This window comes from Corallococcus silvisoli (genome assembly GCF_009909145.1).
Taxonomy (GTDB): domain Bacteria; phylum Myxococcota; class Myxococcia; order Myxococcales; family Myxococcaceae; genus Corallococcus; species Corallococcus silvisoli.
This window is the reverse complement of the sequence record NZ_JAAAPJ010000001.1, coordinates 366,049-392,803: the sequence shown is the minus strand read 5'-3', so window position 1 is coordinate 392,803 and position 26,755 is coordinate 366,049. Positions and strand designations below refer to the sequence as shown.

The following is a 26,755-nucleotide window of genomic DNA, read 5'->3' as shown; positions in this document are numbered from 1 at the left end:
CTATGCGCACCTTTCGTCGCGGCCTGACCGCGCTCGCCCTCGTCGCTGGCCTCACCGGCTGCCCCCGGCCGTCCTCCGTCGTCGCGCCCCACGTGCTCGAATCCGCCGCCGAGCGCGCCGGACGGGGCGACGCGGAGGCGCGCACGCTCGCGTTCGCGGGCTTCCACGCGTACCTCGTCACGGGGGACGCGAAGCTGGCGCAGGAGCGCTTCGACGCCGCCGTGAAGCAGGACCCGGGCGACCCGTACGCCCTGGAGGGGCAGGCGCTGCTCGCGCGGCGCAACGGCCAGTCGGACCGCGCGCTCGCGGCGTCGCTGGAGGTGGTGAAGCGCGCCCCGCGCCACCCGGTGGCCGCCATCGCCGCCCGCTATGTGTTGGACCGGGTGGGCACGTCGCGCGCGGAGGACGACACCATCCTGAAGGGCGTGGACGCGGGGCTCGCCGCCGGCGCCCAGGGAGAGACGGCCTACCTGTTGCGCGCCGCGCGCCTGGCGGTGGCGAGCCTGCGCGCGGACGCGGCCAGCCAGGCCCAGACGCTGAAGGACCTGGGCGGCGCGAGCGAGGCCACGCTGGTGGGCCCCTTCTCTCCCTTCCACGTGCTGTCCATCGACGAGGCGCTCGCGCCGGAGAAGGACGGGGCGTTCACGGGGCCCTTCACCGGGGCGTTCGGCCCGCTCGCGGTGCGCACGCTGCGCGCGCCGGACGGCCGGCTGGACCTGGGCGGCGAGCCCGGCCACGGGGACATGTACGCGCTGGGCATCGACGCGGAGGTGGCGCAGGCCGGCGTGTACGTGCTGCGCACGGTGAGCCAGACGTCGCACCGTGTGATGATGGACGGCGCCCCCGTGCTGGAGCGCCGCGACTGGGCCCGCACCGCGTCCACGGTGAGCGTGCGGGCGCTGGAGCTTCCCGCCGGCAAGCACCGCTTCGTGGTGAAGATGTCCCGGGACAACACCCAGGGCGGCCTCACCTTCGCGCTGCTCAAGGCGGACGGGAGCGCGGCCCAGGTGCGCCTCACCGCCGCCACCGGGCCCGCGCCGCGCTGGAGCGCATCGGCCCCTGGCGAGGCGGAGGCCCCCGCCCTGTACCCGGGCGTGGAGGACCTGGCGCAGGCGCTCCAGGGCGAGGCCGGCGAGACGCTGGCCACGTTCCTCGCGGTGCGCGACGGACTGGCGCGCGACCCGGACGGCGCGAAGCGGCTGATGTCGAAGCTGGAGGCGACGACGCCCGCGCTGCTCACCCTGCGCGCGGAGCAGGCCGCGCAGGACCGCGGCATCCCGTCCAAGGTGGCGCGCGGCCGGGCCACGCGCGACCTGGAGGCGGCGCTGGCGAAGGACCCGGGGAACGTGAGCGCGCTGCTCCTGCGCGCGAACCTCTTCCTGGATGACGGCCAGCCGGCCACCGCGCTGGACACGCTGAAGACGGCGCGCGACGCGGTGAAGCCCGCGGGCTTCCCGGTGCACCTGCTGCTGGCCCGCGCGGCGCTGGCGCTGGACGTGGACGCGCAGGCGGAGGTGGCCCTGGCGTCGGCGCTGGAGGCCCAGCCGGGGCTGTGCGAGGCGCTGGGGCTCCAGTACTCGCTGGCGCGCAGGCGCGACGCGGTGGCGCGCACCGACGACCTGGTGAAGGCCCAGGAGGGCTGCCCCGGCGCGGACGCGCGCAGGGTGGACCACCTGCGCACGCGCGGGGACCTGGAGGGCGCGGCGAAGGGCTACCAGCAGCTGCTGACCCAGGACCCGGACAACCTCACCACCGCCGCGTCGCTGTCCGCCACCTACGTGAGCCTGCGCCGCTACGACGACGCGGCGAACGTGCTCCAGTCGCTCGCCACGGTGTGGCCGCGCAACTCGGAGATCCTCAAGCGGCTGGCGGACGTGCGCGAGTACGCGGGCCAGGGCGCGGAGGCGCTCAAGCTGCGTGAACAGGCGCTCAAGCTGGACGGCAGCGACCTGTCGCTGCGCCGCGCGGTGGAGCGCGCGAAGTCGGGCAGGGAGCTGCTGGCCGCGTACGCCATCGACGGGAAGGAGGCGCTGAAGGCCTACGAGGCGGCGCCCGTCACCGGCGGCAGCTCCGCGGCGTACGTGCTGGACGCGGCGGCGGTGCAGGCGTTCCCGGACGGGTCGCTCGTCAACCGCATCCACACCATCCAGAAGGCGCTGGAGCAGTCGGGCGTGCAGGAGATCGCGGAGGTGAACCTCCCGCGCGGCGCCCAGGTGCTGGCCCTGCGCACGCTCAAGTCCGACGGCCGCGTGCTGGAGCCGGAGAACTTCGAGGGCAAGGACACCGTCAGCCTCCCCGGCGTGCAGGTGGGCGACTCCGTGGAGGTGGAGTACCTGCTGGCGGAGAACGACCGCGGCCCCGCGCAGCCGGGCTTCACCGCGTCCGCCTTCTACTTTCAGATCGCCAACCAGCCGAACGCGTGGAGCACGTACACCGTCGTCGCGCCCAAGGGCAGCGGCATGAAGGTGGACGCGCACGGCATGAAGGCGCCGCCGCCGGAGGTGAAGGGCGACGTGGAGGTGTTCCACTACGACGCGCGCCGCGTGCCGCCGTTCATCCCGGAGCCGGACGCGCCGCCGTCCGGCAATGAGTACCTGCCCTTCGTGATGGTGGGCGCGGGAGAGACGGGCAACGACGGGCTGGCGCGCGTGTACGGCGACGCGTTCCAGGACCGGTGGCTGCTCACCTCGGAGGTGGAGGACTTCGCGCGACAGGCCACGCAGGGCAAGAAGGGCCTGGAGGCGGTGAAGGCGCTGCACGCCGCGGTGATGAAGCGCTTCTCTGGGCGGGACGCGAGCCTGGCGCAGTCCGCCGCCTCCACCGTGGCGCAGGACCGGGGCAGCCGGCTCACCGTGATGAAGGCGGGCCTGGAGTCCCTGGGCATCCCGTCGCGCATCGCCGCGGTGCGCACCTTCAACACCGACCCCGCGACGTACCTCTTCCCCGCGGACGCGCTGCTGCCCTACGCGGCGCTGCGCGTGGAGGTGCCGGGAGAGCAGCCGGTGTGGCTGGACACGTCCGTGCGCTTCGGCCCCTTCGGCGAGCTGCCCGAGGCGGCCATGGGCGAGCGCGAGGCGTACCTGCTGCCGGAGCCCGGCAAGGCGCTGCAGAAGGTGAAGACGCCGCCGCTCAAGCCGCGCGCGGGCAAGGACGTGAAGCTCACCCTGGAGCTCACCGCCGAGGGCAAGCTCAGCGGCCAGGGCGAGGAGACCTACTCCGGCTTCGAGGCCGCGCAGATCGCCGACGCCTTCGAGCAGCTCTCCGCGGAGAGCCGCAACCAGGCGCTCCAGGGCGCGGTGGCGCGCTACTTCGGCGGCGCGGAGCTCAGCTCCGTGAAGCTGGAGCACCTGGAGGAGGTCGGCGCGCCCTTCGTGCTGCGCTACGCGTTCACCGTGCCGCGCTTCGGGCGCGTGGAGGGCGACAGCCGCATGGCGCTGGGCCCCCTCACCTTCCCCGCGCTCCTGGGCCGGCGCTACGTGCAGCTGTCCACCCGCACCACGCCGCTCTACATCGACGACACGGAGTCCACCCGCACGCAGGTCGCCCTCACGCTGCCCCAGGGCTGGAAGCTCAGCGACCCGCAGGCCAGCCTGAAGGTGGACAGCGAGTTCGGCCGCTTCACCCGCGCGGAGAAGCAGGACGGCCGCACGCTCTCCATCGCGGAGTCCATCCTGCTGCCCCGCGCCCGCATCACCCCGGCGGAGTACGAGAAGTTCTCCGGCTTCGCGGGTGACGTGGACCTGCTCCAGGTGCGCGAGCTGTTCCTCGTGAAGCAGTAGCCCCGGCGCGGGCCCTGGCCGGTGCGGTCCCCCCGCGCCGGCCAGGAGCCTGCTCACCCGAGGCGTCCTGGACGGCCGGTGCCCGGGCTCACGGCTGCTGGAAGATGGCGATGCTGGGCGTGCCGTCCTCGCCGATGTAGCCGCGATACATGCCGCTGGAGTTGAAGGGCATGGCCACGTGGCCCTGGCGGTCCATGGCGATGACGCCGCCCTCGCCGCCGGCCTTCACCAGCACGTCGTGGACGACGAAGTTGGCGGCCTCCAGCAGCGGCAGGTCCTGGTACTCGACGCGGGCGCAGATGTCGCGCGCCACCGTGTAGCGGATGAAGAACTCGCCGTGCCCCGTGGCGGACACCGCGCAGCGCTCATCCGCGTAGGTGCCCGCGCCGATGATGGGCGAGTCCCCCACCCGGCCGAAGCGCTTGTTGGTCATGCCACCCGTGGACGTGCCCGCCGCGAGGTTCCCCTCCTGGTCCAGGGCCACCGCGCCCACCGTGCCGAACTTGTGGTCGCCGGTGATGGGGTCCATGCCGGGCGTCAGCGCCGCGCCCGGGCGCGGCTCGGCGGGAGGCACCTGCCCTGGCGCCGCTGGAGGTTGAGCGGGCGTCTCCTGCCGAGGCTCCGACGACGGCGCGGAGGGAGGCGGCTGGGGCGCGGAGGGGCCCTGCTTCGCGCGCTCCTGCTCCAGCGCCCGCTGGAGCCCCTGCCAGCGCTCCTCCGTGTAGAAGTACTTCGCGTCCACCAGCGGCACGCCCTGCGACTGGGCGAACGCCTCCGCGCCGTCGCCCACCATCATCACGTGCGGCGACTTCTCCATCACCAGACGCGCCAGGTCGATGGGGTTCTGGATGTGGTGCACGCCGGCCACCGCGCCCGCCATCCGCGTCTTGCCGTCCATCACCGCGGCGTCCAGTTCGTTGACGCCCTCGTGGTTGAACACCGCGCCCTTGCCCGCGTTGAAGTACGGCGAGTCCTCCAACACGCGGATGGCGGCCGTCACCGCGTCCAGGCTGCGGCCTCCCTTCGCCAGCACGGCGTGGCCCGCCTGGAGCGCCTCCGTGAGCGCCGCGCGCACCGCCGCTTCGCGCTCCGGCGTCAGGTTCTCACGCGAAATCACCCCCGCGCCGCCGTGGATGACCAGCCCCCACTTCGGCTTCACGCGCGGCGGCGCATCCGTGCGCAGGGCCGCCTCGTCGCGCGCGGCGCCCACTTGCGATGACGTGGCACAGCCCAGCGGGGCCAGCAGCAGCGCGGTGCCCGCGAGCAGGCTCCGGTGCAGCCAGGAAGAAAACGAGGGGGACATGCCGTGCGCCTCCAGAAGGGGACCGCGCTCCGGTGGCGACACACCGCCGGAAGGACGGGTGCCTCCGTCGTAGAGCCGTTCACCCGAGCCCGTCCAGGCCTGACTCATGCCGCGTCGCACCAGCCAGGAGCGCTCCATCCCGCCGGCACCCCGAGCCCCTGCTCGCCCGTCTGCCCTCGGCTTCCCCTGCCGGCGGGGCATGGACACCCTGCACGATTGGGTTGTCGGGAACCTACGGACACGGGGAGGGTGAAGTGATGAGGAAGCTGAAGGGGATGCGGGTGGCCGTGCTAGCGGCGGATGGCTTCGAGCAGGTGGAGCTGACGCGGCCGGTGAAGCGCCTGGAGCACGAGGGCGCGCGCGTCACCATCGTCTCCCTCCACAAGGGCCGCATCCGGGGCATGAACCTGCTGGTGCCCGGCCGCAAGGTGCGCGTGGACGCCACGCTGCGTGACGTGAAGGCCGCGGACTTCGACGCGCTGCTGCTGCCCGGCGGCTTCATGAACCCGGACTTCCTCCGGCAGAGCGCCCTGGCGCTGGACTTCGTGAAGGACGCGGACCTGCTGGACATGCCCATCGCGGTCATCTGCCACGGGCCCTGGCTGCTCGCGTCGGCGGGCCTGCTGGAGGGCCGCCACGTGACGTCGTGGCCCGGCATCCGCAACGACATGGAGAACGCGGGCGCGCACTGGACGGACGAGCCCGTGGTGCGCGACGGCAACTGGGTGTCCAGCCGGGGACCGCACGACCTGCTCGCGTTCGAGCACGCGCTGGTGGAGCTGTTCGCCGAGCGCATGTCACCCGCCATCACCCACCGGGAGACGGCGGCGCCAGGCTGGCCCCGATGGGTCGCGGGTGGACTGGCCGCCGCGGCCACGCTGGGGCTGGTGGCGCGGGGCCGCAAGGCCCTGGCCTGAGTCAGGGCACCTGGAGCTCCCGGATGCTGTCATCCGAGCAGCGGTAGCCCACGCGCCCCTGGCAGGCGTCCACGACGATGGGGGTGCAGGCCGTGTCCGCCGCGCGATTGGCACTACAGGCCGAGATGGACGTCCGAAGCCACAACGCCGCCTCCACGTCCCAACGGGCCGTGCCCCGCGCGAGGGACTCCTGGCCCACCTTCGCCATACAGGCCCGATGACGCAGACAGCGGGGGGCATCCGAATAGACGCAGGCGGGCTCCGCATCCATCGCATCCACCGCCACCGCGGGCATGCACCGGCGGATCCGCTCGGCGAGGAGCTTCCCGGCCTCGGTGGCGTACTTCTCGCTGGTGGTGGCCGCGGTGAACAGGACCTCGTCGCGACAGTCGCTCTCCCCCGTGCGCCCCCGCTCGATACACTCGGCGCTGCCCTTGCAGCAGCGCTGGAGGCTCTCACGGGCTGCCGGGTGCCTCCACATGCCCAAGTCCCAACCGCTGCCTGGCGGGCCGTCCAACATGCACGGCAGCGAGCCCCACGAGCCCGACCACCGCGTCACGATGACGGGGCCCGTGACCGAGGGGATGCGCTCGTCACCCAGGTCCTCCAGGAAGCCCTCGGACAGCGCCTGCTCGCTCCGCGCGAACATCACCCCCTGCGCTTGCGTGCCACTGCCGTCGTTGGCCTCGACCTTCGCCAGCTCCTGACGGGCCCAGAGGGGCGTGGGGCACGCGAGGACCCCGGGGCCCTGCAAGGCGAGGGGCCGCGTCGCCGGGTCTGGCGTCTCGACGTTGCTCGACCGGTACAGGTCGAGGTCCGGCAGGGACACGCGCACGCCCAGCTTCCACAGCGAGGCATAGGCCCGCTTGCGCGCCTTCTCATCCCCGACCTTCACGGCCTTCAGCGCCGCATCCACCGCCGCCTGCTGCTTCGGCTCCTCGGGCTTCGCTTCCGGCGCCGCCGCGAGCAGCAGCGCCACTCCCAACGCGATCATCATGGGCGGGACCGTAGAGCACCCGCCCGGCGATTTCACATCCAGCCGAGCTGGAGCCGGGCCACGTCCGACATGCGGCCCTGGTCCCACTGCGGCTCCCAGACGAGCTCCACGTGGGCCTCCTTCACGCCGGGCACCGCGGACACCTTGGAGCGAACGTCCTCCACCAGCACCTGCCCCATGCCGCAGCCGGGCGCCGTGAGCGTCATCTCGATGTCCACGCGCTGCCCGCCTTCTTCCAACGGCGTGGCCTTGCACGTGTACACCAGCCCCAGCTCCACGATGTTCACCGGGATCTCCGGGTCATACACCGTGCGCAGCTGCTCCCAGACCTGCTCCTCGTGGAACTCCCCGAGCGGGGCGTCCGGGGCGGGGGCCTTCGCCTTCGCGGCGTAGTCCTCGCCCAGCACGTCCGCGTTCTTCTCGTCGATGCGGAACAGCTGGCCGTACGGGTCCTGCACCGTGACGTTGCCGCCCAGCGTCTGCACCACCGTCAACTCCGAGCCCGCCGGCAGCAACACCTTGTCCCCGCTGGGGATGAGCATCGCGTCCACGTCGCGCTCGATGACCGTCATCGCGCCTCGCATGTCCCCTCCCCTACTCCGTCGACACCGACGTGGAGCGGCCATCCAGCGCCGCGTGCAGCGTGTGCCACGCCAGGCTCGCGCACTTCACCCGCGCCGGGAATTCGCTCACGCCCGACAGCACGGCGAGCTTGCCCAGCGACTCCGGATCCACCTTGTCCGGCCCCTCCGTCACCAGCGTGTGCACGCGCTCGAAGAGGGCCTCGGCCTCCTCGCGCGTCTTGTCCTTCACGGCCCCCGTCATCAGCGACGCGGACGCCTTGGAGATGGCGCACCCCTGGCCCTGGAAGCCGATGTCGCGGATGACGCCGTCCTCCAGCTTGAGCGTGACGGAGAGCTGGTCGCCGCACAGCGGGTTGTAGCCCTCCGCCGCGCAGGTGGCGCCCTCCACCACCCGGAAATTGCGCGGGCGCTTGGAGTGCTCCAGCACCACCTCCTGGTACAGGTCCTTGAGGTCCGAGCTCACGCGAACACCTCCTTCACCTTGTGCAGGCCCTTCACCAGCGCGTCCACGTCCTCCGGCGTGTTGTACAGCGCCAGCGACGCGCGCGCGGTGGCCGCCACCCCGAAGCGCTGCATCAGCGGCTGGGCGCAGTGGTGCCCGGTGCGGATGCAGATGCCCTCCTGGTCCAGGATGGTGCCCACGTCATGCGGGTGCACGTCCTCCAGGGTGAAGGACAGCACGCCCGTCTTGTGGGGCGCCGTGCCCACCAGCTTCAGGCCCGGCACCGACTCCAGCGCCTGCGTCGCGTAGGCCAGCAGCCACTGGTCGTGCTGGGAGACGGCCTCCATCCCCACGGCCTCCAGGTAGCGGATGGCCGCGGCCAGCCCCACCGCGCCCGCCATGTCCGGCGTGCCCGCCTCGAAGCGGTGCGGCACGCGGTTGTAGACGGTCTTCTCCATCGTCACGGAGAGGATCATGTCCCCGCCGCCCTGGTACGGCGGCAGCGACTCCAGCATGGCCAGCTTCCCGTACAGCACGCCGATGCCCGTGGGCCCGAAGAGCTTGTGTCCGCTGAAGGCGAAGAAGTCACAGTCCAGGTCCTGCACGTCCACCGGGAAGTGCGTCACCGACTGCGCCCCGTCCACCAGCACCGGGATGTTCTTCGCGTGCGCCTTCGCCACCAGCGCATTGATGGGGTTCACGGAGCCCAGCGCGTTGGACACGTGCGTGATGGCCAGCAGGCGCGTGCGCTCGGTGAGCAGCGCATCCACCGCGTCCATCCGCAGCTCGCCGCGCTCGTCCACCGGAATCACGCGCAGCTTCGCGCCCGCCGCGTCGCACACCATCTGCCAGGGCACGATGTTGGAGTGGTGCTCCATCGCGGAGATGAGCACCTCGTCGCCCGGGCCCACGTGCTTGCGGCCGTAGGTGGCGGCCACCAGGTTGATGGCCTCCGTGGTGCCGCGCACGAAGATGACCTCCCGCACGTCCTTCGCGTGGATGAAGCGGCGCACCGTCTCGCGCGCGTCCTCGAAGGCCTGCGTGGCGCGCTCGGAGAGGATGTGCACGCCCCGGTGCACGTTGGCGTTGTCGTGCGTGTAGTAGCGCATCAGCGCGTCCAGCACCGCCTGCGGCTTCTGGCCGGTGGCGGCGCTGTCCAGGTACACCAGCGGCCGTCCCCGCACCTCCTGTCGCAGGAGGGGGAAGTCCGCGCGCACGCGCGCGAGGTCGAATCCAGGGCCGCTCATCCCTTCACCTCCGTCCGGGCCAGGCCCGGCAGCTTCCACGCCAACAGCTCCTCCACCCGCGCGCGCACCGGGCCTTCCGGCACCGCGCGCACCAGCTCGCTCGCGAACGCCTGCGTCAGCATCCGCTCCGCGTCCAAGCGGGAGATGCCGCGCGAGCGCAGATAGAAGAGCGCGGTGTCATCCAGCCGGCCCACCGCCGTGCCGTGGGCGCACTTCACGTCATCCGCGAAGATCTCCAGCTGCGGCCGGGCGTCCACCTGCGCGCCCTCCGACAGGAGGAGGTTGCGGCTGGTCTGGCTCGCGTCCGTCTTCTGCGCGTCCTCGCGCACGCGGATCTTCCCGTGGAAGGTGCCGCGCGCGCGGTCGTCCAGCACGCCCTTGTAGAGCTCCCGGCTGGTGCAGTGGGGCACCGCGTGGTCCAGGTCCGTCCGGTTGTCCAGGTGCTGCGTGCCCCGGCCCACGAACAGGCCGTTGAGCACGCACTCGCCGCCCTCGCCCGCGAACGCCGCGTGCACTTCATTGCGCGCCAGCGCCCCGCCGAACGAGAACGCGTGCGACTGGAAGCGGCTGTCGCGCCCCTGCCGCGAATACAGCCCGCCCAGGTGCACCGCGCTGTCACCCTCCGCCTGGAGCTTGAAGTGGCGCAGGCTGGCGTTGTCGCCCAGCGACACCTCCGTCACCGCGTTGGTGAAGGTCGCGCCCGCGCCCAGGCTGGCGTACGTCTCCACCAGCGTGGCCTCGCTGCCCTCGCCCGCCACCACGACGACGCGGGGGCTGGCCAGCACCGGCCCGTCGCCGCCGCGCGCGAGGAACAGCAGCTGCACCGGGACCTCGGAGAGCGCCCGGGGCGCGAGCGTCAGCAGCGCGCCCTCCTCCAGCAGGGCGGCGTTGAGCGACGTGAAGGCGTGCGCCGCCGCCCGAGCGCGCTGCCCCAGCGTCTCCTCCAGGAGCGCGCCGTCCTCGCGCAGCGCCTGCGACAGCGGCTTGAGCACCACGCCGCGCGGCAGGCCCGCGAGCACCGACAGCGCCGGCACGAAGCGCCCGTCCACGAAGACGAGCCGGGGGCCGGGCAGCGCGAGCCGCGCCACCGCCTGGGCCACGTCGTCGCCCGCGGACACGTCCCGCACGGGCTGGAAGGGATGCGCCGACAGCGTGGAGACGGGCGTGTACTTCCACTCCTCGTCCTTGGAGGTGGGCAGGCCCCGCGCCTGGAACTGGCCCAGGCCCTCCGCGCGCAGCGACCGCAGCCACGCCGGCACCTCGCCGCCCGCCTGGAAGGCCCGCGCCACGTCCACGTAATGGGACAGGCTCACGGCCGCGCCTCCTTCGCCTTGCCGGCCGCGCCGCCCTCCGCGCCAATCCAGCCGTAGCCCTTCTCCTCCAGCTCCAGCGCCAGCTCGCGCCCGCCCGAGCGCACGATGCGGCCCGCCGCCATCACGTGCACGTGGTCCGGCACGATGTAGTCCAACAGCCGCTGGTAGTGCGTGATGACCACCATCGCGCGGTCCTTCGCGCGCAGCGCGTTCACCCCGCCCGCGACGATGCGCAGGGCGTCGATGTCCAGGCCCGAGTCCGTCTCGTCCAGCAGCGCCAGCCGGGGCTGGAGCACCGCCATCTGGAAGATCTCGTTCCGCTTCTTCTCCCCTCCGGAGAAGCCCTCGTTCACCGAGCGGTTCATGAACGCCGCGTCCAGCTCCACGAGCTTCGCCTTCTCCCGGGCGAGCTGGAGGAAGTCCATCGCGTCCAGCTCCTCCTCGCCCTTCGCGCGGCGCTGCGCGTTGAGCGCCGTGCGCAGGAAGTGCAGGTTGCCCACGCCGGGGATCTCCACCGGGTACTGGAACCCCAGGAACACGCCCGCCTTCGCGCGGTCCTCCGGAGGCGTGCCCAACAAGTCGCGGCCGTCGAAGCGCACCGTGCCCTTCGTCACCTCGTACGTCTCGCGCCCCGCGAGCACGCCCGCGAGCGTGCTCTTGCCGGAGCCGTTGGGGCCCATGATGGCGTGCACCTCGCCGGCGCCGACCTCCAGGTTTATGCCCTTGAGGATCTCCTTGCCGCCCACGCGGGCGTGCAGGTCCTGAATGCTGAGCAGCGACATCACCCCACGCTCCCTTCCAGACTCACGCCCAGCAGCTTCTGCGCCTCTACCGCGAACTCCATGGGCAGCTCCTTGAAGACCTGCCGGCAGAAGCCATTCACGATCATCGACACCGCGTCCTCCTGCGAGATGCCGCGCTGCCGGCAGTAGAAGAGCTGGTCCTCGCCAATCTTCGACGTGGAGGCCTCGTGCTCCACCTGCCCGGTCGCGTTCTTCACCTCGATGTACGGCAGCGTGTGGGCGCCGCACTCGTCGCCCAGCAGCAGCGAATCGCATTGCGTGTAGTTGCGTGCGTTCGCCGCGCTCTTGAGCATCTTCACCTGCCCCCGGTACGTGTTCTGCCCGCGGCCGGCGGAGATGCCCTTGGACACGATGGTGGAGCGGGTGTTCTTCCCGATGTGCACCATCTTCGTGCCCGTGTCCGCCTGCTGCCGGTGGTTGGTGAGCGCCACCGAGTAGAACTCGCCCACCGCGTCATCCCCCTTGAGGATGACGCTGGGGTACTTCCAGGTGATGGCGGAGCCCGTCTCCACCTGGGTCCACGAAATCTTGGAGCCCTGGTGCGCGATGCCGCGCTTGGTGACGAAGTTGTAGATGCCGCCCCGGCCCTCCGCGTCGCCCGGGTACCAGTTCTGCACCGTGCTGTACTTGATGGACGCGCCGTCCAGCGCGACCAGCTCCACCACCGCCGCGTGCAGCTGGTTGGTGTCGCGCATGGGCGCGGTGCAGCCCTCCAGGTAGCTCACGGAGGCGCCCTCGTCCGCGATGAGCAGCGTGCGCTCGAACTGGCCCGTGTCCGCCGCGTTGATGCGGAAGTACGTGGACAGCTCCATGGGGCACTTCACGCCCTTGGGCACGTAGCAGAAGGAGCCGTCGCTGAAGACCGCGGAGTTGAGCGCGGCGAAGAAGTTGTCGGAGAAGGGCACCACCGTGCCCAGGTAGCGCTCCACCAGCTCCGGGTGCTCGCGCACCGCTTCGGAGAAGGAGCAGAAGATGACGCCCGCCTTGTAGAGCTTCTCCCGGAACGTGGTGGCCACCGACACGGAGTCGAACACCGCGTCCACCGCCACGTTCTGCAGCCGCTTCTGCTCCTCCAGCGGGATGCCCAGCTTCTCGTAGGTGCGGAGGATCTCCGGATCCACCTCCGACAGGCTGTCCTTCTTCGGCTTCTGCTTCGGCGCCGAGTAGTAGCGGATGGCCTGGTAGTCGATGGGGTGGTACTTCACCGCCTGCCAGGTGGGCTCCTTCAGCGTGAGCCAGTGCCGGTACGCCTTCAGGCGCCACGCCAGCATGAACGCGGGCTCGTTCTTCTTCGCCGACAGGACGCGGATGACGTCCTCGTCCAGGCCGGGCGGCAGCGTGTCCGCCTCCACGTCGGTGACGAAGCCCGCCTGGTAGCCCTTGCGCGCCAGCTCCTGGATGGTTTCGGTGCTGCTCATGAACGGACTCCCGTGACGGAAGGAGGAAGGCCCGCGGACGCCGGCAGGCCCAGGCCCACCAGCCGCTCCGGCATGCGGGGCACCGGCGCGCGCAGGTCCGCGAGCGTCAGCCGCCCCAGCGCTTCCTGGATGGCTTGATTGATGAGGCGCCAGTGGCCGCGCACCTGACAGACGGACTCCAGCTCACAGGGCGCCCCGGGCGACCCCTGGTGCTGGCCGCACTCCGTGAGGGACACCGGCCCCTCCAGCGCCGTCACCAGCTCCGCCAGCGAGATGGCCTCCGCCGGCCGCGCCAGCCCATAGCCGCCGCTGGCCCCGCGGTGCGACACCACCAGCCCCGCCTGCAGCAGGCCCTTCAGGACCTTGCTCGCGGACGGAAGCGAGACACGCGTGCGCGCCGCCAGCTCTCGCGTGGTGCGGGTTTCCCCGTCCGCGCGCGCCAGCTCGGCCATCAGCACGATGCCGTAGTCGGTCATCTTGCTCATCCGGAGCATGAGTGGGGTGACTCCTGTGGCTGTCGGGGGCCCGATGCCCGCGACGGCCTCTTATGTAATGTGGACCACCGCAGTCCACATTCAAATCCGGACCGCTCCCTTGCCCGCCACATCGGGTGTGGGTTCGCCGCACTCCAGGGTCCAAGCTAGGGTGGGGCCGCCGTCTCCCCCTCCGAGGAGTCCCACCGATGCGCCGTCCCCTTCCCCTCCTGCTCACCGCGCTGCTCCTGACGCTGGTGGGCTGTGAGAAGAAGTCCACGTCCGCCCCCGCGTCCCAGGAGGGAAGCGCCACCGCCGCGCCGCCCGCGGGCAGCATCCTCATTGGCGAGGTGGGCAGCCTCACGGGCCCCGAGGCCACCTTCGGCATCTCCGCGCGCAACGGCATCGACCTGGCGCTCCAGGAGGCCAACGCCGAGGGCGGCGTGCGGGGCCAGAAGCTGGTGGTGCGCGTATACGACAGCCAGGGCCGGCCGGAGGAGGGCGCCCAGGCCGCCACGCGGCTCATCGCGCAGGACAAGGTGGTGGCCCTGCTGGGCGAGGCCGCGTCGTCCGTGTCCATGGCGATGGCGGACAAGGCGCAGGCCGCGAAGGTGCCCATGATCACCCCCACCTCCACCAGCCCGGAGGTGACGAAGAAGGGCGACTACATCTTCCGCGTCTGCTTCATCGACCCGTTCCAGGGCCTGGTGATGGCGAAGTTCGCGCGGGAGAACCTGAAGCTCGACAAGGTCGCGGTGCTCACCGACAACAAGAGCGCCTTCTCCGTGGGGCTGGCGGAGGTGTTCAACCAGAAGTTCAAGGAGTTCGGCGGGACCATCGTCACCAACGAGAGCTACTCCAAGGGCGACACCGACTTCCGCGCGCAGCTCACCGCCATCAAGAACACGAAGCCCGAGGCCGTGTTCGTCCCTGGCTACTACACTGACGTGGGCATCATCGCGCGGCAGGCGCGCGAGGTGGGCCTGCGCGTGCCGCTGCTGGGCGGCGACGGGTGGGACTCCGACAAGCTGTACGAGCTGGGCGGCTCCGCGCTGGACGGCAGCTACTTCTCCAACCACTACTCGCCGGACAACCCGGACCCCATCGTCCAGGGCTTCCTCAAGAAGTACAAGGCCGCCTACGGCGCGGTGCCGGACAGCGTGGCGGTGCTGGCGTACGACGCCGCGCGGCTGCTGGTGGACGCGATGAAGCGCGCGCCGGACACCTCCGGGCCGGCCCTGCGTGACGCCATCGCGACCACGAAGGACTTCCCGGGCGTCGCGGGCACCATCAACCTGGACGCCAACCGCGACGCGGTGAAGCAGGCCGTGGTGATGAAGGTGCAGGACGGCAAGGCGGTGTTCGTCACCACCGTGAAGCCGTAGCGCGCCCCTCGGCCCTGCCGCCCGTCCCCGCCGTCAGGGGATGGGCGACTGGATGACGTAGTAGATGGACTGGAAGTAGGTGTTGAGGGCGCGGATCAGCTGGACGAGGAACGGCCAGCTCATCACGGAGAAGCCGAAGAAGGCCGCCGTGATGACGCCGTACTCCGCCATGGCCTGGCCGCGCTGACGCAGCCCCAGCGCCTTGGGCGTCTTCATTCCTCATCCCCGGAAGGAGCTGAATCGTCCTTGGAAGGCTTCTGGCACTCCTTCACGCAGGTGTCCTTGATCTTCGTGAACATCTGCGTGCACTCGGCGACCTTCTTCGAGCGCTCCTTGCAGAGCTTGGTGTTGCGCGCCAGGTCGTCCACGCAGACCTGAGCGCAGCCCTTGGCCCACGCCGAGGGGGCGACGAACAACACCGCGCCCACGGCCAGCCCCCAACCCCATTGCTTCATCATGTCCTCGCGCTCCTTTCGCGCAGTGCTCATGGCAGGGCCTCCGGCCGCTGCATCAGCGACAGGTGGAACTCCACCTCGTCACTGCCCGTCGCCTGCTTCAGGATGACCTGTCCACGCATGCCCGTGTTGTTCACCACGAACTCCCGCTGCTGGAAGCCTGGAGAGCTGCCAGCCTCCGCCGCCCAGCCCTGAAGGCGCAGCGAGGAGCGGTAGTCCTGCTCCGCCTCTTCCACGCTCCGCGCCGCCACCCGGCCCGTCACCATGGTGTTCTGGAGGCCTTCCATGTTCAACGTCAGGGTGGAGACCTGCCGCAGGTTCGGCGGCACCGGGACCCAGTCCGGCACCTCGGCGGCGCGGCGATGGAGCATGTTGCCCACCTGCCCGGAGGAGACGAAGGCCATCGTCTCGCCGCCCTGGTGCAGCGTGGAGACCAGGCGGATCTCCTCCGTGTCCGGCTCCCAGTACCCCACGTAGCCCGAGTTCTCGCTGAAGCGCGTCCCGATGACGGGCAGGCCCTGGTCCAGGATGACCTTGCGGTAGTGCAGGAGGACTTCGTCCGACGAATCCTTCGTGGTGAAGAAGGCGACGGCGATGGGAACGTCCGGCCCCAGGTAGTCCGCCGCCAGCGCCTCGGGGCGCCCCGCGTTCGGGTAGGGCGGGAAGTACGTCAGCGAGCGCGCCAGGATGGCCTCGTCCCGCTTCGAGCGTTGCACGCCCTCCTCCTGCTTCGCCTCCATCATCTCGGCCTGATCCTCCACGCGCTCCAGCTCGGAGTCCGCCTTGTCGCGATAGGTGACGTCCTCCCAGGCCATGCCCAGCAGCACGCCCACCACGGACACCGAGAACAGCAGTGCCCCTGCGCGGAAAGCGGAGTGATGGGCGAGGTCCTTCAGCACTTCTCCGCATCCTTACAGCCCAGGTACCACTCACCGCGCTGGCCGTGCTTGTAGATGCTCTCGCTCTTGTTGGAGTCCCAGTCCTTCCACTCGGTGGTGAAGTAGTTGGCGCCCCGGCCGCCACGGCCTTCCTGCTTGATGCTGATGGAGGGCGTGGGCGTGCGGCCATCGTGGGGCTTGATGGCGAGGTTCGGCGAGAGCGGACTGTCGCCCATCACCAGGGCCAGCGGCGAGAGCAGGTCCTGGGTGATCCTCTGGCTGAAGGTCGCGTAGGCTTCCGCCATGCTCAAGTACTTCACGCTGGTCCTGTAGGCGGAGCTGACACGGTCATGCAGCTCCCCGCTCTTGTCGCCCGGCTCCGTGTCGGCTTCCTTCGTGAGCGCCCAGGTGTCGGTGATGATGGACATCTGCTGCTGCTTGAGGAAGTAGGCGTTGCCGTCCTTGCCGCCCGTGCCTGCCTCGGCGTTGCCGTGGACGTCGCCCTCGCCCTTCCAGTTCTTCTTCACGAGCTTCGGCTCCTTGCCGAACTGGGGCAGGAACGTCTCCGGCAGCATGTAGTTCTCCACCACCGCGCGGGCGGAGCACTTCACCAAGCCGCCGTTGGTGTACTGGCCCCGGTACATCAAGTAGCGGGGCTCCATCCCGCCGCCCGCGCCCTTTTCAGGCTCCTCGCACGTCACCTGCTTGGCGTTGTTGTTCATCCAGCAGACGTGGGCCACCACCGCCTTGTGGTGGTCCGGATCGCTGCAGTCCAGGTACGAGCCGTCCGAGCCCTTCTTGTCGGTGCGGTCGAGGCCGGATTCGTGGTCGCAGAAGGTCAGCCGGGAGAAGTACTGGATCTGGGTGCCGCCACTGCCCGTCCTGTTCGGCTTCAGGGGCTGGGTGTAGTCCTGCGTGGTGTAGTCCCAGACGGTGGACAGCGCCGCCTCCTGCGCGTCCAGGGAGTAGCGCAGCAGGTCGTCCAGGAAGATGGAGTAGAGGAAGATGGGGATGAGGACGATCATCGACAGCGCCATCTCCACGGAGGCGGCGCCACGGGGACCGCGGCGAAGTCGAGGGCTCATAGGGTCAGCTTCTCCGCGCCCGCCGCGATCTGCCCGGCTTCTGAATTGCCCGCGGCGCCGAGCACCTTGGTCGCCTCCTGGGCCGTGAACGGGTGGAGCTTGGCGCGCCAGTAGGGGTTGAAGAGGCTGGGAGCCTCCTTCCAGCCGCCCTTCCCCAGCCGGTGGTAGTAGACCAACGCCTTGGACAGGGCGGCGCCTTCTCCCGGCGCCAGCCGGAGCTCTCCCTCCCCCTGCGCCCCGTGGTTGAAGCGCATCGTGCCGGAGCTGTTGAGCTCCCAGGGCCCCTTGGTCCCGCCGCCGATGAAGAACTGCTTGGTCACGTAGCTGTAGACGTGCGGCTGGCCCCAGTCCTCGCCCGGATCGGCGATGCCGCGGAACTTCATGAAGCAGTTCCCCGTGGAAGCGCACCCGGACAGGTCCTTGGTGTTGATGCCCCTGAAATCGCTGTGCTGTCCGTTGTGGGCCCCGTTCGGCTTGTGCTCGCTGCCGCTCTGCGCGCTGCTGAGGGTGGCCTTGTAGGGGAAGGCGGAGAAGCCATCACGCCACTGCTGCATCAGGATGCCGTGCTCGTCGGCGCCCACCATCTTGCCGGTGTTGCCTGAAGTCTGGCCGTTGGCGTGGATGCCGCTCATGGACTCAACGACCTTCGCCGTGCCCGCATGGGTCACGCCCATGTGCGTGCCCCGGCTGGGGATGTCCTTGAGCAGCGACTTCTGGAAGGTGTTGTTGAGGTAGGTGGGGATGCCGTTCATCAGCACCGGGATGCTCCGGTCCGACGCCCAGCCAGGGCGCGTCGCGTTGGAGACCTCCGTCATGGAGCGGGCGCGCGCCTTGATGTCCGTGCTGGGCGCTTTCTGGCAGTTCATCCCGTCCACCACGCAGTCGAACTCCAGGATGTTGAGGCCCCCCACCCCGGCGCTCACGTTGCTGGCTCCAGGCGCGTTGTTGTCCGTCAGGGCGCTCAGGCCGGAGCCACGCAGGGTGTTGCGCGTCGTCGTGTGCACGGTGGCCTGGGAGCCGTGCAGGGCATCCGCCATGCCGTTGAGTTCCTTGATGACCTGGTTGAACGGCCTCTCAAGGTTCTTCACCTTGTTGTTGTAGTTGTTCGCCTTCTGGCTGTACTTGCCCGCGATGATGCCCGCCTCAATCGCGTGCGCGCAGTGCGACAGGTTCGGGTAGCACTGCCCCAGCTCCTCGACGGCGATGATGCCGAAGTTCCAGGCTCCGGCGGTCATCATGTCGCCCGTGACGCTGGCGGCCACCATGTAGCCGTGCACGCTGGTCATGGCCGCGTAGGAGGCGGCGATGGCCCGGTTGGTGACGGCGTAGTAGTTGAGCGAGCGCGCCTCCAGCACCGCCATGGAGTACGCCATCGTGTCGCTGTGCTGCTGCAGGTTCATCTTCTCCCGCAGGGCGTGGCTCAGGTTGAAGCTGAGCGTCGTCATCAGCGCGAGCAGCAGGAACGACAGACAGGCGAGCACCAGGGACTGCCCCCGGCTCCGTCTTCTGCGGGCATGACGGGTCTTCATTCGGTCACCCCAAGGAGTCGAACGTGAAGGTGCACTTGTTCGTGAGATACGAGTCGGGCAGGTCGGTCGCCGTCAGGTACAGATTGGAGTGCATCCGCATGATGTACGTGGCGCGGATGGGCAGGATGTAGAGCTTCTGCGCGGCGGCGGCGTCGTTCTGCTCGATCTGATATTTGACGTACGACTTCTTTGTCTGGTTTTCCTGTTTACCCAGCCGCAGCACCCAGGGGAGCGTCTGCTGGCCCCGCGCGATGTTGTAGATGACGACATCCGCGAAGGGGATGGGCAGCCGGTAGTTGAACGTCACCTGGATGCTCAGCTTGGTGCGAAGGCTCCGTCCCCAGTCACCGTTCCCCGAGGGGTCGTCACCAGAGGCGATCCTCGGATCATCGAAGTCCGCCTCCTTGTTGTCGTGGGTGTCGGAGGTGATCAGGTTCTTGGAGGGGCCGCAGATCTGCACCTCCGCGTACTTGAGGTTGACCTCCGGCATCTTGTTCCTGGAGACGGCGTTCCACTTCTGGTTGAACTCCGAGGCGCCGTTGACGGGGGTGATCTTCTCCGCGCCACCGCCGCCGGCCTGGCTGATCATGGGCAGCAGGACGGCGAGCGCCGCGCGCTCCATCATCTCCACGTTGCCGTTGTGCAGGGAGCCGGCCCGCACGGCCTTGTAGGCCGCGTACTTCGTCAACAGGCGGGCCTGGTGCATCAGGCCCAGCTGGAGGATGCCCAGTAGCAAGAAGACAAACAGGGGAAGCACGATGGCTGTCTCCACCGCCACCTGCCCTGATTCGGATCTGGACCGCATGACCGTCCCCGGGAGTCACATGAGGTAAGCGTCTTCCCGACCCCAGCTTTCTCCCACCTTATCCCCCAACCCCGCCACACGACACCATCCGTCAACTGGACGAGAGGGGGTATGGAGGGACCTGGCGTGCTGTCGGGTAGCGGGAGGGGCTGGGATACGGCGCTTGACGCGACGCTCCTCGCATGGTCTCGAACAGGGTCGGCGTTGAAGGACTGGGGCCGGGCAAAGCGAGCAGAGGAGTGGCAATGAACTGGCGATTGGCATGGCGCGCGGCGTTGGTCGCGACGGCGGTGGCTCTGGCGGCGTGCGGCAGCGACAGTGAGAAAAACGGGGACGGTGACGAGACCCCCGTGGGCGAGGACCGTCCGGGCATGGGCCGCGACGAGACCGCGCCACAAGGGACGGCCTTCACGCTTCCGACGGGCCTGGAGCTGGAGCAGCCCATCAAGGGCTACAACGACCCCGACCCCACGGACTGTGATGACAAGTATGAGGACGAGGCGAAGGGTCAGGGCGAGCTCGTGCGCCTGTGCCTCATCTTCCGCAACACGACGAACCGGCCCATCACCGTGCAGCTGCCGCCGGGCCTCGTCTTCGTGTCCCGCAACCGCGGCGTGCAGAACGGCATGCTGGCGCAGCGGGTGACCATCGAGGTGCCGGCGGGTGAGCGGTACTTCCAGCCCCTGTTCCTCTACTGCGTCAACAGCGAGCGCCAGCCGTCCTCCCCGGAGGAGAACTACGACATGGGCCCTGTCACCCAGTACGCCGACTTCCAGGAGCTGTTCCGCCTGCTGGAGAACAAGACGGTGACGAGCACGAACTTCCCCGTCGTCCAGCAGGCGATGACGGACCTGTCGGACAACCTGGGCCTGTCGGCGAGCATCCGCGCCCGCATCAACGCCCTGTAGTGTCGGGGGCCCTCCGGCGGCGGGCCGTCACCGCCGCCGGGCGATCTCCTGGATGAGCGCGACGTAGCGGCGCTGCTGGGGGTTGAGCTTGAAGGCCTTGCGGAGCGCATCCTCCGCGAGCGCCCACTGACCCTCGCCCCGGGCCACGTCGCCCAGGAAGGCCCAGCCTTCCTCCAGGCCGGGCTCCTGCCGCGTCAGCTCCTGGAGTTCCTGGAGCACCAGCCGGCCGTGCGCCTCCGGCTTCATCAGGTAGCGCGCCCAGGCGCGGTGCACCTGGTGCAGCGGCCTTGGGTCGATGTCGCAGGCGTATTCGAAGTACTCGAAGGCGCCCGCGAAGTTGCGGGCCTCCAGCCGGCGCTTGCCCTCGTCGAACTGGGTGGTGGCGTCCAGCAGGTCCGTGCGGATGCGGAACTGCTCCGCGGTGGAGGGCCGGCCAGTGTTGTTGCGCGCCTTCTCCCGCTGGGCCTGCCGGCGCTTCTTCCACAGCGTGTTCTGCTCCGGCTCCGACAGCGCGCCGTAGGCCCGCGCGTAGGCGGCGAGCATGCCTTCCGCCTTCTCCTTCAGCTCCGCCGTCTGGAAACGCAGCGGGGCGAAGCGGTCCGCGGCGGCGAGGAAGGCCTTGCGCAGCGCCACCGGCTGCGCGTCCTCCGGCACGTCCAGGAGCGCGAACGGGTCCAGGCTCCGGTGGTTGAGGAACGCGCCCAGCAGCGCGTTGCGCGCGGCCTCGTCGTCATCCGAGAAGGGCGTGCCGGAGGGCCCGGTGGACGCGACCGGCGCCGGGGTGGGCACGGGCTCCGGGGCGACCACGGACACGGGAGGGGCCTTCTGGGCCAGCTCCTGGGCCTTCAGGTCCGCGTCCTCCACGAAGCCCGCCACGCCCAACAGGCACAGCGCGTAGAGCCGGCGCAGCACGCTGTCCATGTCGAAGCCGGTGCGCTCCAGGAGCTCGTTGAAGGTGGGGCGCTGGCGCAGGGCCTGGAAGAGGCGCGCGTCCTTGGAGGACAGCTTGGGCGCGGAGTCCACGCCGGGCATCTGCCCGAAGCGGCGGTCGTCGGTGAAGGTGAAGTGCGTGGCGACGGTGTCGAAGGGCAGCTGGGTGGAGATGCCCGTCAGGATGAGCTGCGCGGTGTTGGCGCGCACGGTGGCGTCCGGGTTCTCCACGTCCGCGATGAGGCGGTACTTCGCGTCCGTCCAGCGGAAGCAGTCCAGGAGCTTGTGCGCCAGGTTCGCCTGGAGCTGCTTGTAGAGGTCGAACGGGCTGATGAGCCCCTTCTGCACGAGCAGCGCGCCCAGCTGGAGGCCCGTGGACACGCTCTCCGCCAGGGACTTCTGGTAGTCCGCCTCCGACAGGCGGCCCTTCTCCACCAGGTACTTGCCCAACGTCTCGTGCAGGAGGTTGGAGTTGCACGCCACCGGCGAGCCGTCCTCGAAGGTGATGCGCTTCTCGCGCTGGCGCACCTTGAGCTCCAGCGTACAGGTGCGCTCCTCCACCATCAGCGCGTGCAGCAGCAGCGGGAAGGGCGTGTCCGCCAGCAGGCCCTCGCGCTGGCGCAGCACCTGGGAGGGCGGGGGGAACATGCGTGAAGCCTGGCGACCCTTCTCGCCTGGGAGGCGGCAGGGCGGGCTTCGCGCGGACTACTCCGCGTCGTCCCCGCCCATGTCGTCGGCGGCGTAGGGCTCATCATAGTAGGAGCCGTAACGGCCCGGGGCCGCGTCGTGCGTGGGCAGGAAGCGGGTCAGGTACGCCCCCACGCCCATCAGCACCAGGGCCACGGCGGCGTACGTCAGCGGGCGGGACGGGCGCGCCCGGTAGGCCCACCAGCGGTCGCGGCGGCGCTGGAAGCGAGGGGCCACGGCGTACTCGCGCCAGGCCGCATCCCGCATGGCCTTCGCCTCCGCCTCCTGGCCCTGCTTCGCCAGCACGCGGGCGAGGAGCACGCGCCCCTCCACGGAGCCCTGGCGCACCTGGAGGAAGCGCTCCAGGGCCTCGCGCGCGCCCTTGAGGTCTTCGTACTGGAGGCGGAAGCGGCCGCGCTCCAGGTCGATGGCGCCCTGGCGGTAGTCCGCGTCCAGGCGCGCGGCCTCGTCGAGCAGCAGCTCGCCCCGAGGCGGGTCGCCAGCGCCCAGGTAGGCCACGCCCAGGAGGTACAGGGTGTCCACGTCGTCGTCGCCCGCGTCCAGGTTGGGGCGCAGCAGGTCCACCGCTTCCGCGTAGCGCTTCTGGCCCAGGCGGATGTCGGCCAGCTCCGCGCGGGCGCGGCGGTCGTGGGTGTTGGTGAGGATGGTGCTGGCCAGCGCTCCAGCGCGCTGCCACCGCTTGAGGGCCCGCACGGGGCTGGGCAGCACCTGGAGGGTGAAGCGGTCCGCCGCGAAGAGCAGCACGGCCACCAGCGCCAGGGACAGCAACGGGCTGCCCGTCAGCATCGTGAGGCCCATCCACAGCAACCACTTGGTCAGCACGGTCGAACGTCCTTCCTGGAACCACCCCGGGTGAAGCCCCCGGGCCGCCTACAGCAGCCGCGCGCAGATGGCGCTGTGCACGTCCACCCCCCGCTCCGTCAGGGCCAGCCTGCGCCCATGCCGGGTGGCGAAGCCGTGGGCCACGAGGCGCTCGACTTCCGCGCGCCGGGGCTCCACGGGCTGGCCATATCGCTCACACACGGCCTCCCAGTCCACCCCCGACACCAGGCGCAGGCCCATGCTCAGCCGCTCGGCGAAGAGCTCGTCGGGCCCCAGGGCCTCGCGGCTCGCCTCGGGCACCCGCCCCTCCTCCACCGCGCGCAGGTACGCCTCCGGGCTGCGCAGGTTGACGTAGCGGTGGGCCTCCGGGGCCAGCAGCATGCCGGTGGCGCCCACGCCCAGCGCCAGGTACTCGCCGCCCGTCCAGTACAGCGCGTTGTGCCGCGAGCCGAGGCCGGGGCGCGCGTGGTTGGACACTTCATAGCGGGCCAGGCCGTGGGCCCCGTACACGTCGCGCACCGTGCGGGCCATGGCCACCACGTCGTCGTCCTCGGGCAGCGTGAGCTCCCCACGCTCGAGCTGCTTGGACAGCGGCGTGGACTCCGCCAGCACCTCGCGCTCCACCGTCAGCGCGTAGGTGGACAGGTGCTCTGGCGACAGCGACACGGCCCGGCGCGCGTCCGCCTCCACCTGCGCCAGCGTCTGGCCGTGCACGCCGTAGATGAAGTCCATCGCCACCACGGGGAAGGCCGCCTTGCGCGCCGCCGCCACGGCGGCCTCCACCATGGCCGCGTCGTGCGCGCGGCCCAGGGCCTTCAGGGTCTCTGGCTGGAAGGACTGCACGCCCAGCGACAGGCGGTTGATGCCCGCGGCGCGATAGCCGGCGAAGCGCTCCGCGTCCGAGCGCTCCGGGTTGCCCTCCAGCGACACCTCCAGCCCCGGGGCGAGCGACATGCGGGCGGCGATGCCCTCCAGCACGCGCGCCACGTAACGGGGGTGCCACAGGGATGGCGTGCCCCCGCCCAGGAAGAGGGACTCCAGCGGCTTCGTGCGGAGCGCGGGGTCGGCCGACAGGCGCGCGTCCAGCTCCGCCAGCACCGCGTTCGCGTACCGCTCCTCCGGCACCTGGCGCGCGACCGCCACCGCGAAGTCGCAGTAGGGGCACTTGGCCAGGCAGTAGGGGAAATGCAGGTAGAGCCCGAAGCGGGCGGCCTGCATGCCCGTCAATGGGTCCGTGGGCGCGGCGAAGGACATGGAGGTCCAACCTCTACTTCAGGGCCTTCAATTGCGCTTCCAGGCGCGCCACCTTCGCCTTGGTGCTGGCGGCCGATTCAAGCGCTGCCTCGGCCGCCATCAGCTTGCGCTTCATGGAGGCCACGTCGGACTTGAGCTGGTCCCGCTCCTGGGCCCAGTCGGCGGGGACGGCGGTCGCCGTAGTGGGAAGCTCCGCGAGCCGGACCTCGAGCCCCTGCCGGGCCGCCTGCTCCTCCCGCAGCGCGGCGCTGACCTCGGCGAGCCGGGCCTCCAGGGCGGCGCGCTCCGCCTGCTGCGCGCCACCGGATTGCGTGAGCCTCGCCTCCAGCGCCGCCTTCGCGCCCTGCTCCGCTTGCAGCGTGGCGCCCGACTGGTCGAGGCGGGCCTCCAGCGCCGCCTTCGCGAGCTGCTCCGCCTGGAGCGCCGTGCTGGACTGCGCGAGCTTCGCCTCCAGCGCCGCCTTCGCGAGCTGCTCCGCCTGGAGCGCGGTCCCTGATTGATTGAGCTTCGCCTCCAGCGCCGCCTTCGCGAGCTGCTCCGCCTGGAGTGCGGTCCCTGATTGACTGAGCTTCGCTTCCAGCGCCGCCTTCGCGAGCTGCTCCGCCTGGAGCGCCGTGCTGGACTGCGCGAGCTTCGCCTCCAACGTGACCTTCACCGCGTCCAGGTCCTTCACGCGGGCCGCCTGCGTTTCGGCGATCCGGCGCTTGGACTCGGAGGCCTCCAGCGCGCCTTCCACCATCTTCACGCGCTGGTGGAGGCGGTCCACCTTGTCCGCCTCCGCCCTCGCCGCCTCCAACTGCTCGCCGAGCGACGCCAGCTCCTCGCGCTGTCCGTCCTGCCCCGCGCTCAACGCCTCCACGCGGGCCTCGGCCTCCGCGGCGTTGACCCGCGCGTCCGCGGCCTCCGCTTCCACTGCTTCGCGCCGGGCACGCTCCAGCGACAGCTCCTCCTGCGCCTTCGCGACCAGGGCCACCTGGCGCTGCACCTCCGCGTCGCGCTGGCCCACCGCCGTCTCCAGCATGGTGGCGCGCGCGGAGAAGCCGACGCGCTCCGCCTGCGTGGTGGCCAGCTTTCGCTCCACCGCGGCGAGCTGCTGCTGGTGCGCCTCGTGCTCGGCCTGCGCGGCCGCGACCCGCGACGTGAGCTCCGCCACCTGCGCCGACAGCTCCGCCGCGCGCGCCTCGGCCTCGTGCACCTTCGCTTCGGCTTCGTGCACCGCCTCGCCGAGCGCCGCCGCGTCCGACTCCATCCGGTCGCGCAGCGCCACCTGCTCGACCTCGGCGGCCTCCAGCACCTCGCGCAGCGAGGCCAGCTCCGACTCGGCCATGCGCGCCCGGACTTCGGCCGCCTCCGCCTCCGCGCGCCCACCCTCGCGCGCCTGCGCCAGCTCCGCTTCCAGCGCGCGGACTCGCGCCTGGGCCTGCGCGGCCTCCGCGACACGGCCCTCCAGCGCGCTCCTCAGCGAGGGCAGCTCCGCCGCCTCCACCGTGCGCGCGGTGAGCGCGGCGCGCAGCCCCACCGCGTCCGCGTCCTTCAGCGCGAGCGACCGCTCCAGCTCCGTCACCTGCGTCTGCAGCGACTTGAGCCCGTCCTCCACCACCGCGAGCTGCCGGCGCGCGGCGTCCCGCTCTCCTTCGAGCAGCTTCGCGTGGGCGTGCGCCTCCTCCAGCGAGCTGCGCGACCAGTCGCTCTCGCTCTCCAGCGCGCCCATCGCGCCCCGCGCCTCCGCCAGCGCCGTCTCCAGCTGCCCCATGCGCAGGGCCTGGGCATCGCGCTCGGCGGTGAGCGACTGCACCTCGGAGGTCAGCCGCTCCACGTCCGCGAGGACCGACTGGTACTGCTCCTGGACGGCCTCCAGCGCGCCCTGCGCCTCGGACTTGCCGGACGCCAGCTCCGCCACCCGGTCCTGCGCGAGCCCCAGCGCCTCCTTGGCGCCGACCAGCTCCTCCGCCATCGCCCCGCGCGACTCGCGCTCGACCTGCAGCTCCTCCGCCAGCCGGGGAAGCTCCGACTCCACCTCCGCCAGCGCGCGCGTGAGGTCCCGGCGATCCGCCTCCGACGCGGCCAGCTCCGCCTCCAGCGCGGCCACCCTCGCCTGGGCCTGCTGCAGACGCTGTTCGTCCTGCGCCGTCCGCGCCGGAGCGCCCGCGCCCCCTTCCTTGCGCGCCTTCTCCAGCGCGGCCTTCAGCTGGGTGAGCTCGCTCTCGCGCTCGGCGTAGAGCGCGCGGGCGCGGGCCAGCGTCTCCGTCTTCTGCTTCAGGATTCCCCGGAAGAACTCCAGCTTGTCCTCGGGCGAGCCGCCCATGGGCAGCCGGGGCTCCGCGGGCTCCGCGAAGGGGTCCCCCTTGCCCGGACTGCGCGCCGCCGCCGCCGGGGACGGAGGCGCGGTCGTGGGCAACCCGCCACCGCCGATGGGCGCGGGGGTCGTGGGGACACGGGCGGCCGGGACACTGGCGGGCCGGGCCGCGGGGTCGGCGGGCAAGGCGGCGGCCGGCCGCCGGGGCGGCAGGGGTGGAGGCGCGGTGGGGGGAGGCTTGGGAACCGCGAGCGGCCGGAGGGCTGCCGGGGCGGGCGCCGCCACCGGGGCGTCGCCGTCATCCAGCAATTCCTTGAGGTCCGCGAGCGGATCCGCCTCGTCCGGGGGAGACGGCATGTGCGTGCCCAGGTTACTGGCCACGGGAAGTTTCCACCAGTTACGCGACGGTGCCCTCGCCGCTTCG

Annotated in this window: 23 protein-coding genes; 4 read left to right on the top strand and 19 right to left on the bottom strand. The window is 70.9% G+C overall.

Annotated features, from left to right (window positions below):
* Positions 1–2: 2 nt before the first annotated feature.
* A complete protein-coding gene (locus GTY96_RS01470; protein ID WP_143897789.1) occupies positions 3–3,779 on the top strand; it encodes a tetratricopeptide repeat protein in 3,777 nt (1,258 codons plus the stop codon).
* A gap of 88 nt (positions 3,780–3,867) precedes the next feature.
* On the opposite strand, the gene GTY96_RS01465 is transcribed toward GTY96_RS01470, so the two are convergent.
* Entirely contained in the window at positions 3,868–5,082 is a 1,215-nt protein-coding gene (locus GTY96_RS01465; RefSeq protein WP_143897787.1) for an isoaspartyl peptidase/L-asparaginase family protein, read from the bottom strand.
* 257 nt (positions 5,083–5,339) lie between these two features.
* On the opposite strand from GTY96_RS01465, the gene GTY96_RS01460 reads away from it, so the two are divergent.
* Positions 5,340–5,999 (top strand): type 1 glutamine amidotransferase domain-containing protein, encoded by a 660-nt coding sequence (locus tag GTY96_RS01460; protein WP_143897785.1) that lies wholly within the window; start codon positions 5,340–5,342, stop codon positions 5,997–5,999.
* A 1-nt stretch (position 6,000) separates the two neighbouring features.
* Here the strand turns inward: GTY96_RS01460 and GTY96_RS01455 are convergent, their stop codons facing one another.
* Genes GTY96_RS01455 through GTY96_RS01420 form a run of 8 tightly spaced genes read right to left on the bottom strand, consistent with a single transcriptional unit; the run spans position 6,001 to position 13,297 of the window.
* Positions 6,001–6,996 carry a hypothetical protein gene (locus GTY96_RS01455; RefSeq protein ID WP_161663668.1) on the bottom strand — a complete coding sequence of 332 codons (996 nt, stop codon included), beginning with the start codon at positions 6,994–6,996 and terminating at the stop codon, positions 6,001–6,003.
* Between the two features lie 32 nt (positions 6,997–7,028).
* A complete protein-coding gene (gene sufT / locus GTY96_RS01450) occupies positions 7,029–7,580 on the bottom strand; it encodes a putative Fe-S cluster assembly protein SufT (protein ID WP_143897782.1) in 552 nt (183 codons plus the stop codon).
* Positions 7,581–7,590: 10 nt separating this feature from the next.
* Complete coding sequence (sufU, locus tag GTY96_RS01445) at positions 7,591–8,043, bottom strand: Fe-S cluster assembly sulfur transfer protein SufU (protein WP_143897780.1); 453 nt, start codon at positions 8,041–8,043, stop codon at positions 7,591–7,593.
* On the bottom strand, positions 8,040–9,269 hold the full coding sequence (locus GTY96_RS01440) for a cysteine desulfurase (protein WP_161663667.1): 1,230 nt from the start codon (positions 9,267–9,269) through the stop codon (positions 8,040–8,042). The genes sufU and GTY96_RS01440 overlap by 4 nt, the downstream gene beginning before the upstream one ends.
* Positions 9,266–10,582: a Fe-S cluster assembly protein SufD gene (gene sufD / locus GTY96_RS01435; RefSeq protein WP_161663666.1), complete on the bottom strand. Its 1,317-nt coding sequence runs from the start codon at positions 10,580–10,582 to the stop codon at positions 9,266–9,268. Before sufD ends, GTY96_RS01440 begins: the two co-directional genes overlap by 4 nt.
* On the bottom strand, positions 10,579–11,364 hold the full coding sequence (gene sufC, locus GTY96_RS01430) for a Fe-S cluster assembly ATPase SufC (RefSeq protein WP_143897774.1): 786 nt from the start codon (positions 11,362–11,364) through the stop codon (positions 10,579–10,581). Before sufC ends, sufD begins: the two co-directional genes overlap by 4 nt.
* Positions 11,364–12,803, bottom strand: coding sequence for a Fe-S cluster assembly protein SufB (gene sufB / locus GTY96_RS01425; protein ID WP_161663665.1), 1,440 nt, complete (start codon positions 12,801–12,803; stop codon positions 11,364–11,366). The genes sufC and sufB overlap by 1 nt, the downstream gene beginning before the upstream one ends.
* The gene (locus GTY96_RS01420; RefSeq protein ID WP_143897770.1) at positions 12,800–13,297 is read right to left on the bottom strand and encodes an SUF system Fe-S cluster assembly regulator; all 498 of its coding nucleotides are present in this window, start codon (positions 13,295–13,297) and stop codon (positions 12,800–12,802) included. Before GTY96_RS01420 ends, sufB begins: the two co-directional genes overlap by 4 nt.
* A 188-nt stretch (positions 13,298–13,485) precedes the next feature.
* Here GTY96_RS01420 and GTY96_RS01415 point away from each other — a divergent pair, with 188 nt between their 5' ends.
* Complete coding sequence (locus GTY96_RS01415) at positions 13,486–14,661, top strand: ABC transporter substrate-binding protein (protein ID WP_143897768.1); 1,176 nt, start codon at positions 13,486–13,488, stop codon at positions 14,659–14,661.
* 33 nt (positions 14,662–14,694) lie between these two features.
* On the opposite strand, the gene GTY96_RS01410 is transcribed toward GTY96_RS01415, so the two are convergent.
* Genes GTY96_RS01410 through GTY96_RS01385 form a run of 6 tightly spaced genes read right to left on the bottom strand, consistent with a single transcriptional unit; the run spans position 14,695 to position 19,365 of the window.
* Positions 14,695–14,877, bottom strand: a complete 183-nt coding sequence (locus GTY96_RS01410; RefSeq protein WP_143897766.1) for a hypothetical protein — start codon at positions 14,875–14,877, stop codon at positions 14,695–14,697.
* Positions 14,874–15,149, bottom strand: a complete 276-nt coding sequence (locus tag GTY96_RS01405) for a hypothetical protein (protein WP_143897764.1) — start codon at positions 15,147–15,149, stop codon at positions 14,874–14,876. Before GTY96_RS01405 ends, GTY96_RS01410 begins: the two co-directional genes overlap by 4 nt.
* On the bottom strand, positions 15,146–16,015 hold the full coding sequence (locus tag GTY96_RS01400; protein WP_161663664.1) for a hypothetical protein: 870 nt from the start codon (positions 16,013–16,015) through the stop codon (positions 15,146–15,148). Before GTY96_RS01400 ends, GTY96_RS01405 begins: the two co-directional genes overlap by 4 nt.
* Entirely contained in the window at positions 16,009–17,079 is a 1,071-nt protein-coding gene (locus GTY96_RS01395) for a hypothetical protein (RefSeq protein WP_143897761.1), read from the bottom strand. Before GTY96_RS01395 ends, GTY96_RS01400 begins: the two co-directional genes overlap by 7 nt.
* On the bottom strand, positions 17,076–18,608 hold the full coding sequence (locus GTY96_RS01390) for a hypothetical protein (RefSeq protein WP_143897760.1): 1,533 nt from the start codon (positions 18,606–18,608) through the stop codon (positions 17,076–17,078). Before GTY96_RS01390 ends, GTY96_RS01395 begins: the two co-directional genes overlap by 4 nt.
* 4 nt (positions 18,609–18,612) lie before the next feature.
* Complete coding sequence (locus tag GTY96_RS01385; protein ID WP_370456534.1) at positions 18,613–19,365, bottom strand: TadE/TadG family type IV pilus assembly protein; 753 nt, start codon at positions 19,363–19,365, stop codon at positions 18,613–18,615.
* Between the two features lie 293 nt (positions 19,366–19,658).
* Between GTY96_RS01385 and GTY96_RS01380 the strand changes: the two genes are divergently transcribed.
* A complete protein-coding gene (locus GTY96_RS01380) occupies positions 19,659–20,321 on the top strand; it encodes a hypothetical protein (RefSeq protein WP_143897756.1) in 663 nt (220 codons plus the stop codon).
* Between the two features lie 27 nt (positions 20,322–20,348).
* Here the strand turns inward: GTY96_RS01380 and GTY96_RS01375 are convergent, their stop codons facing one another.
* The 4 genes from GTY96_RS01375 to GTY96_RS01360 are packed head-to-tail and all read right to left on the bottom strand — an operon-like array spanning position 20,349 to position 26,712.
* Positions 20,349–21,899: a DUF4388 domain-containing protein gene (locus tag GTY96_RS01375; protein WP_143897754.1), complete on the bottom strand. Its 1,551-nt coding sequence runs from the start codon at positions 21,897–21,899 to the stop codon at positions 20,349–20,351.
* Positions 21,900–21,956: 57 nt separating this feature from the next.
* Positions 21,957–22,778 (bottom strand): tetratricopeptide repeat protein, encoded by an 822-nt coding sequence (locus GTY96_RS01370; protein ID WP_143899062.1) that lies wholly within the window; start codon positions 22,776–22,778, stop codon positions 21,957–21,959.
* Positions 22,779–22,829: 51 nt separating this feature from the next.
* The gene (hemW, locus tag GTY96_RS01365; RefSeq protein WP_161663663.1) at positions 22,830–24,035 is read right to left on the bottom strand and encodes a radical SAM family heme chaperone HemW; all 1,206 of its coding nucleotides are present in this window, start codon (positions 24,033–24,035) and stop codon (positions 22,830–22,832) included.
* Between the two features lie 13 nt (positions 24,036–24,048).
* The gene (locus GTY96_RS01360; RefSeq protein ID WP_201755752.1) at positions 24,049–26,712 is read right to left on the bottom strand and encodes a plectin 1 isoform 8; all 2,664 of its coding nucleotides are present in this window, start codon (positions 26,710–26,712) and stop codon (positions 24,049–24,051) included.
* Positions 26,713–26,755 lie beyond the last annotated feature (43 nt).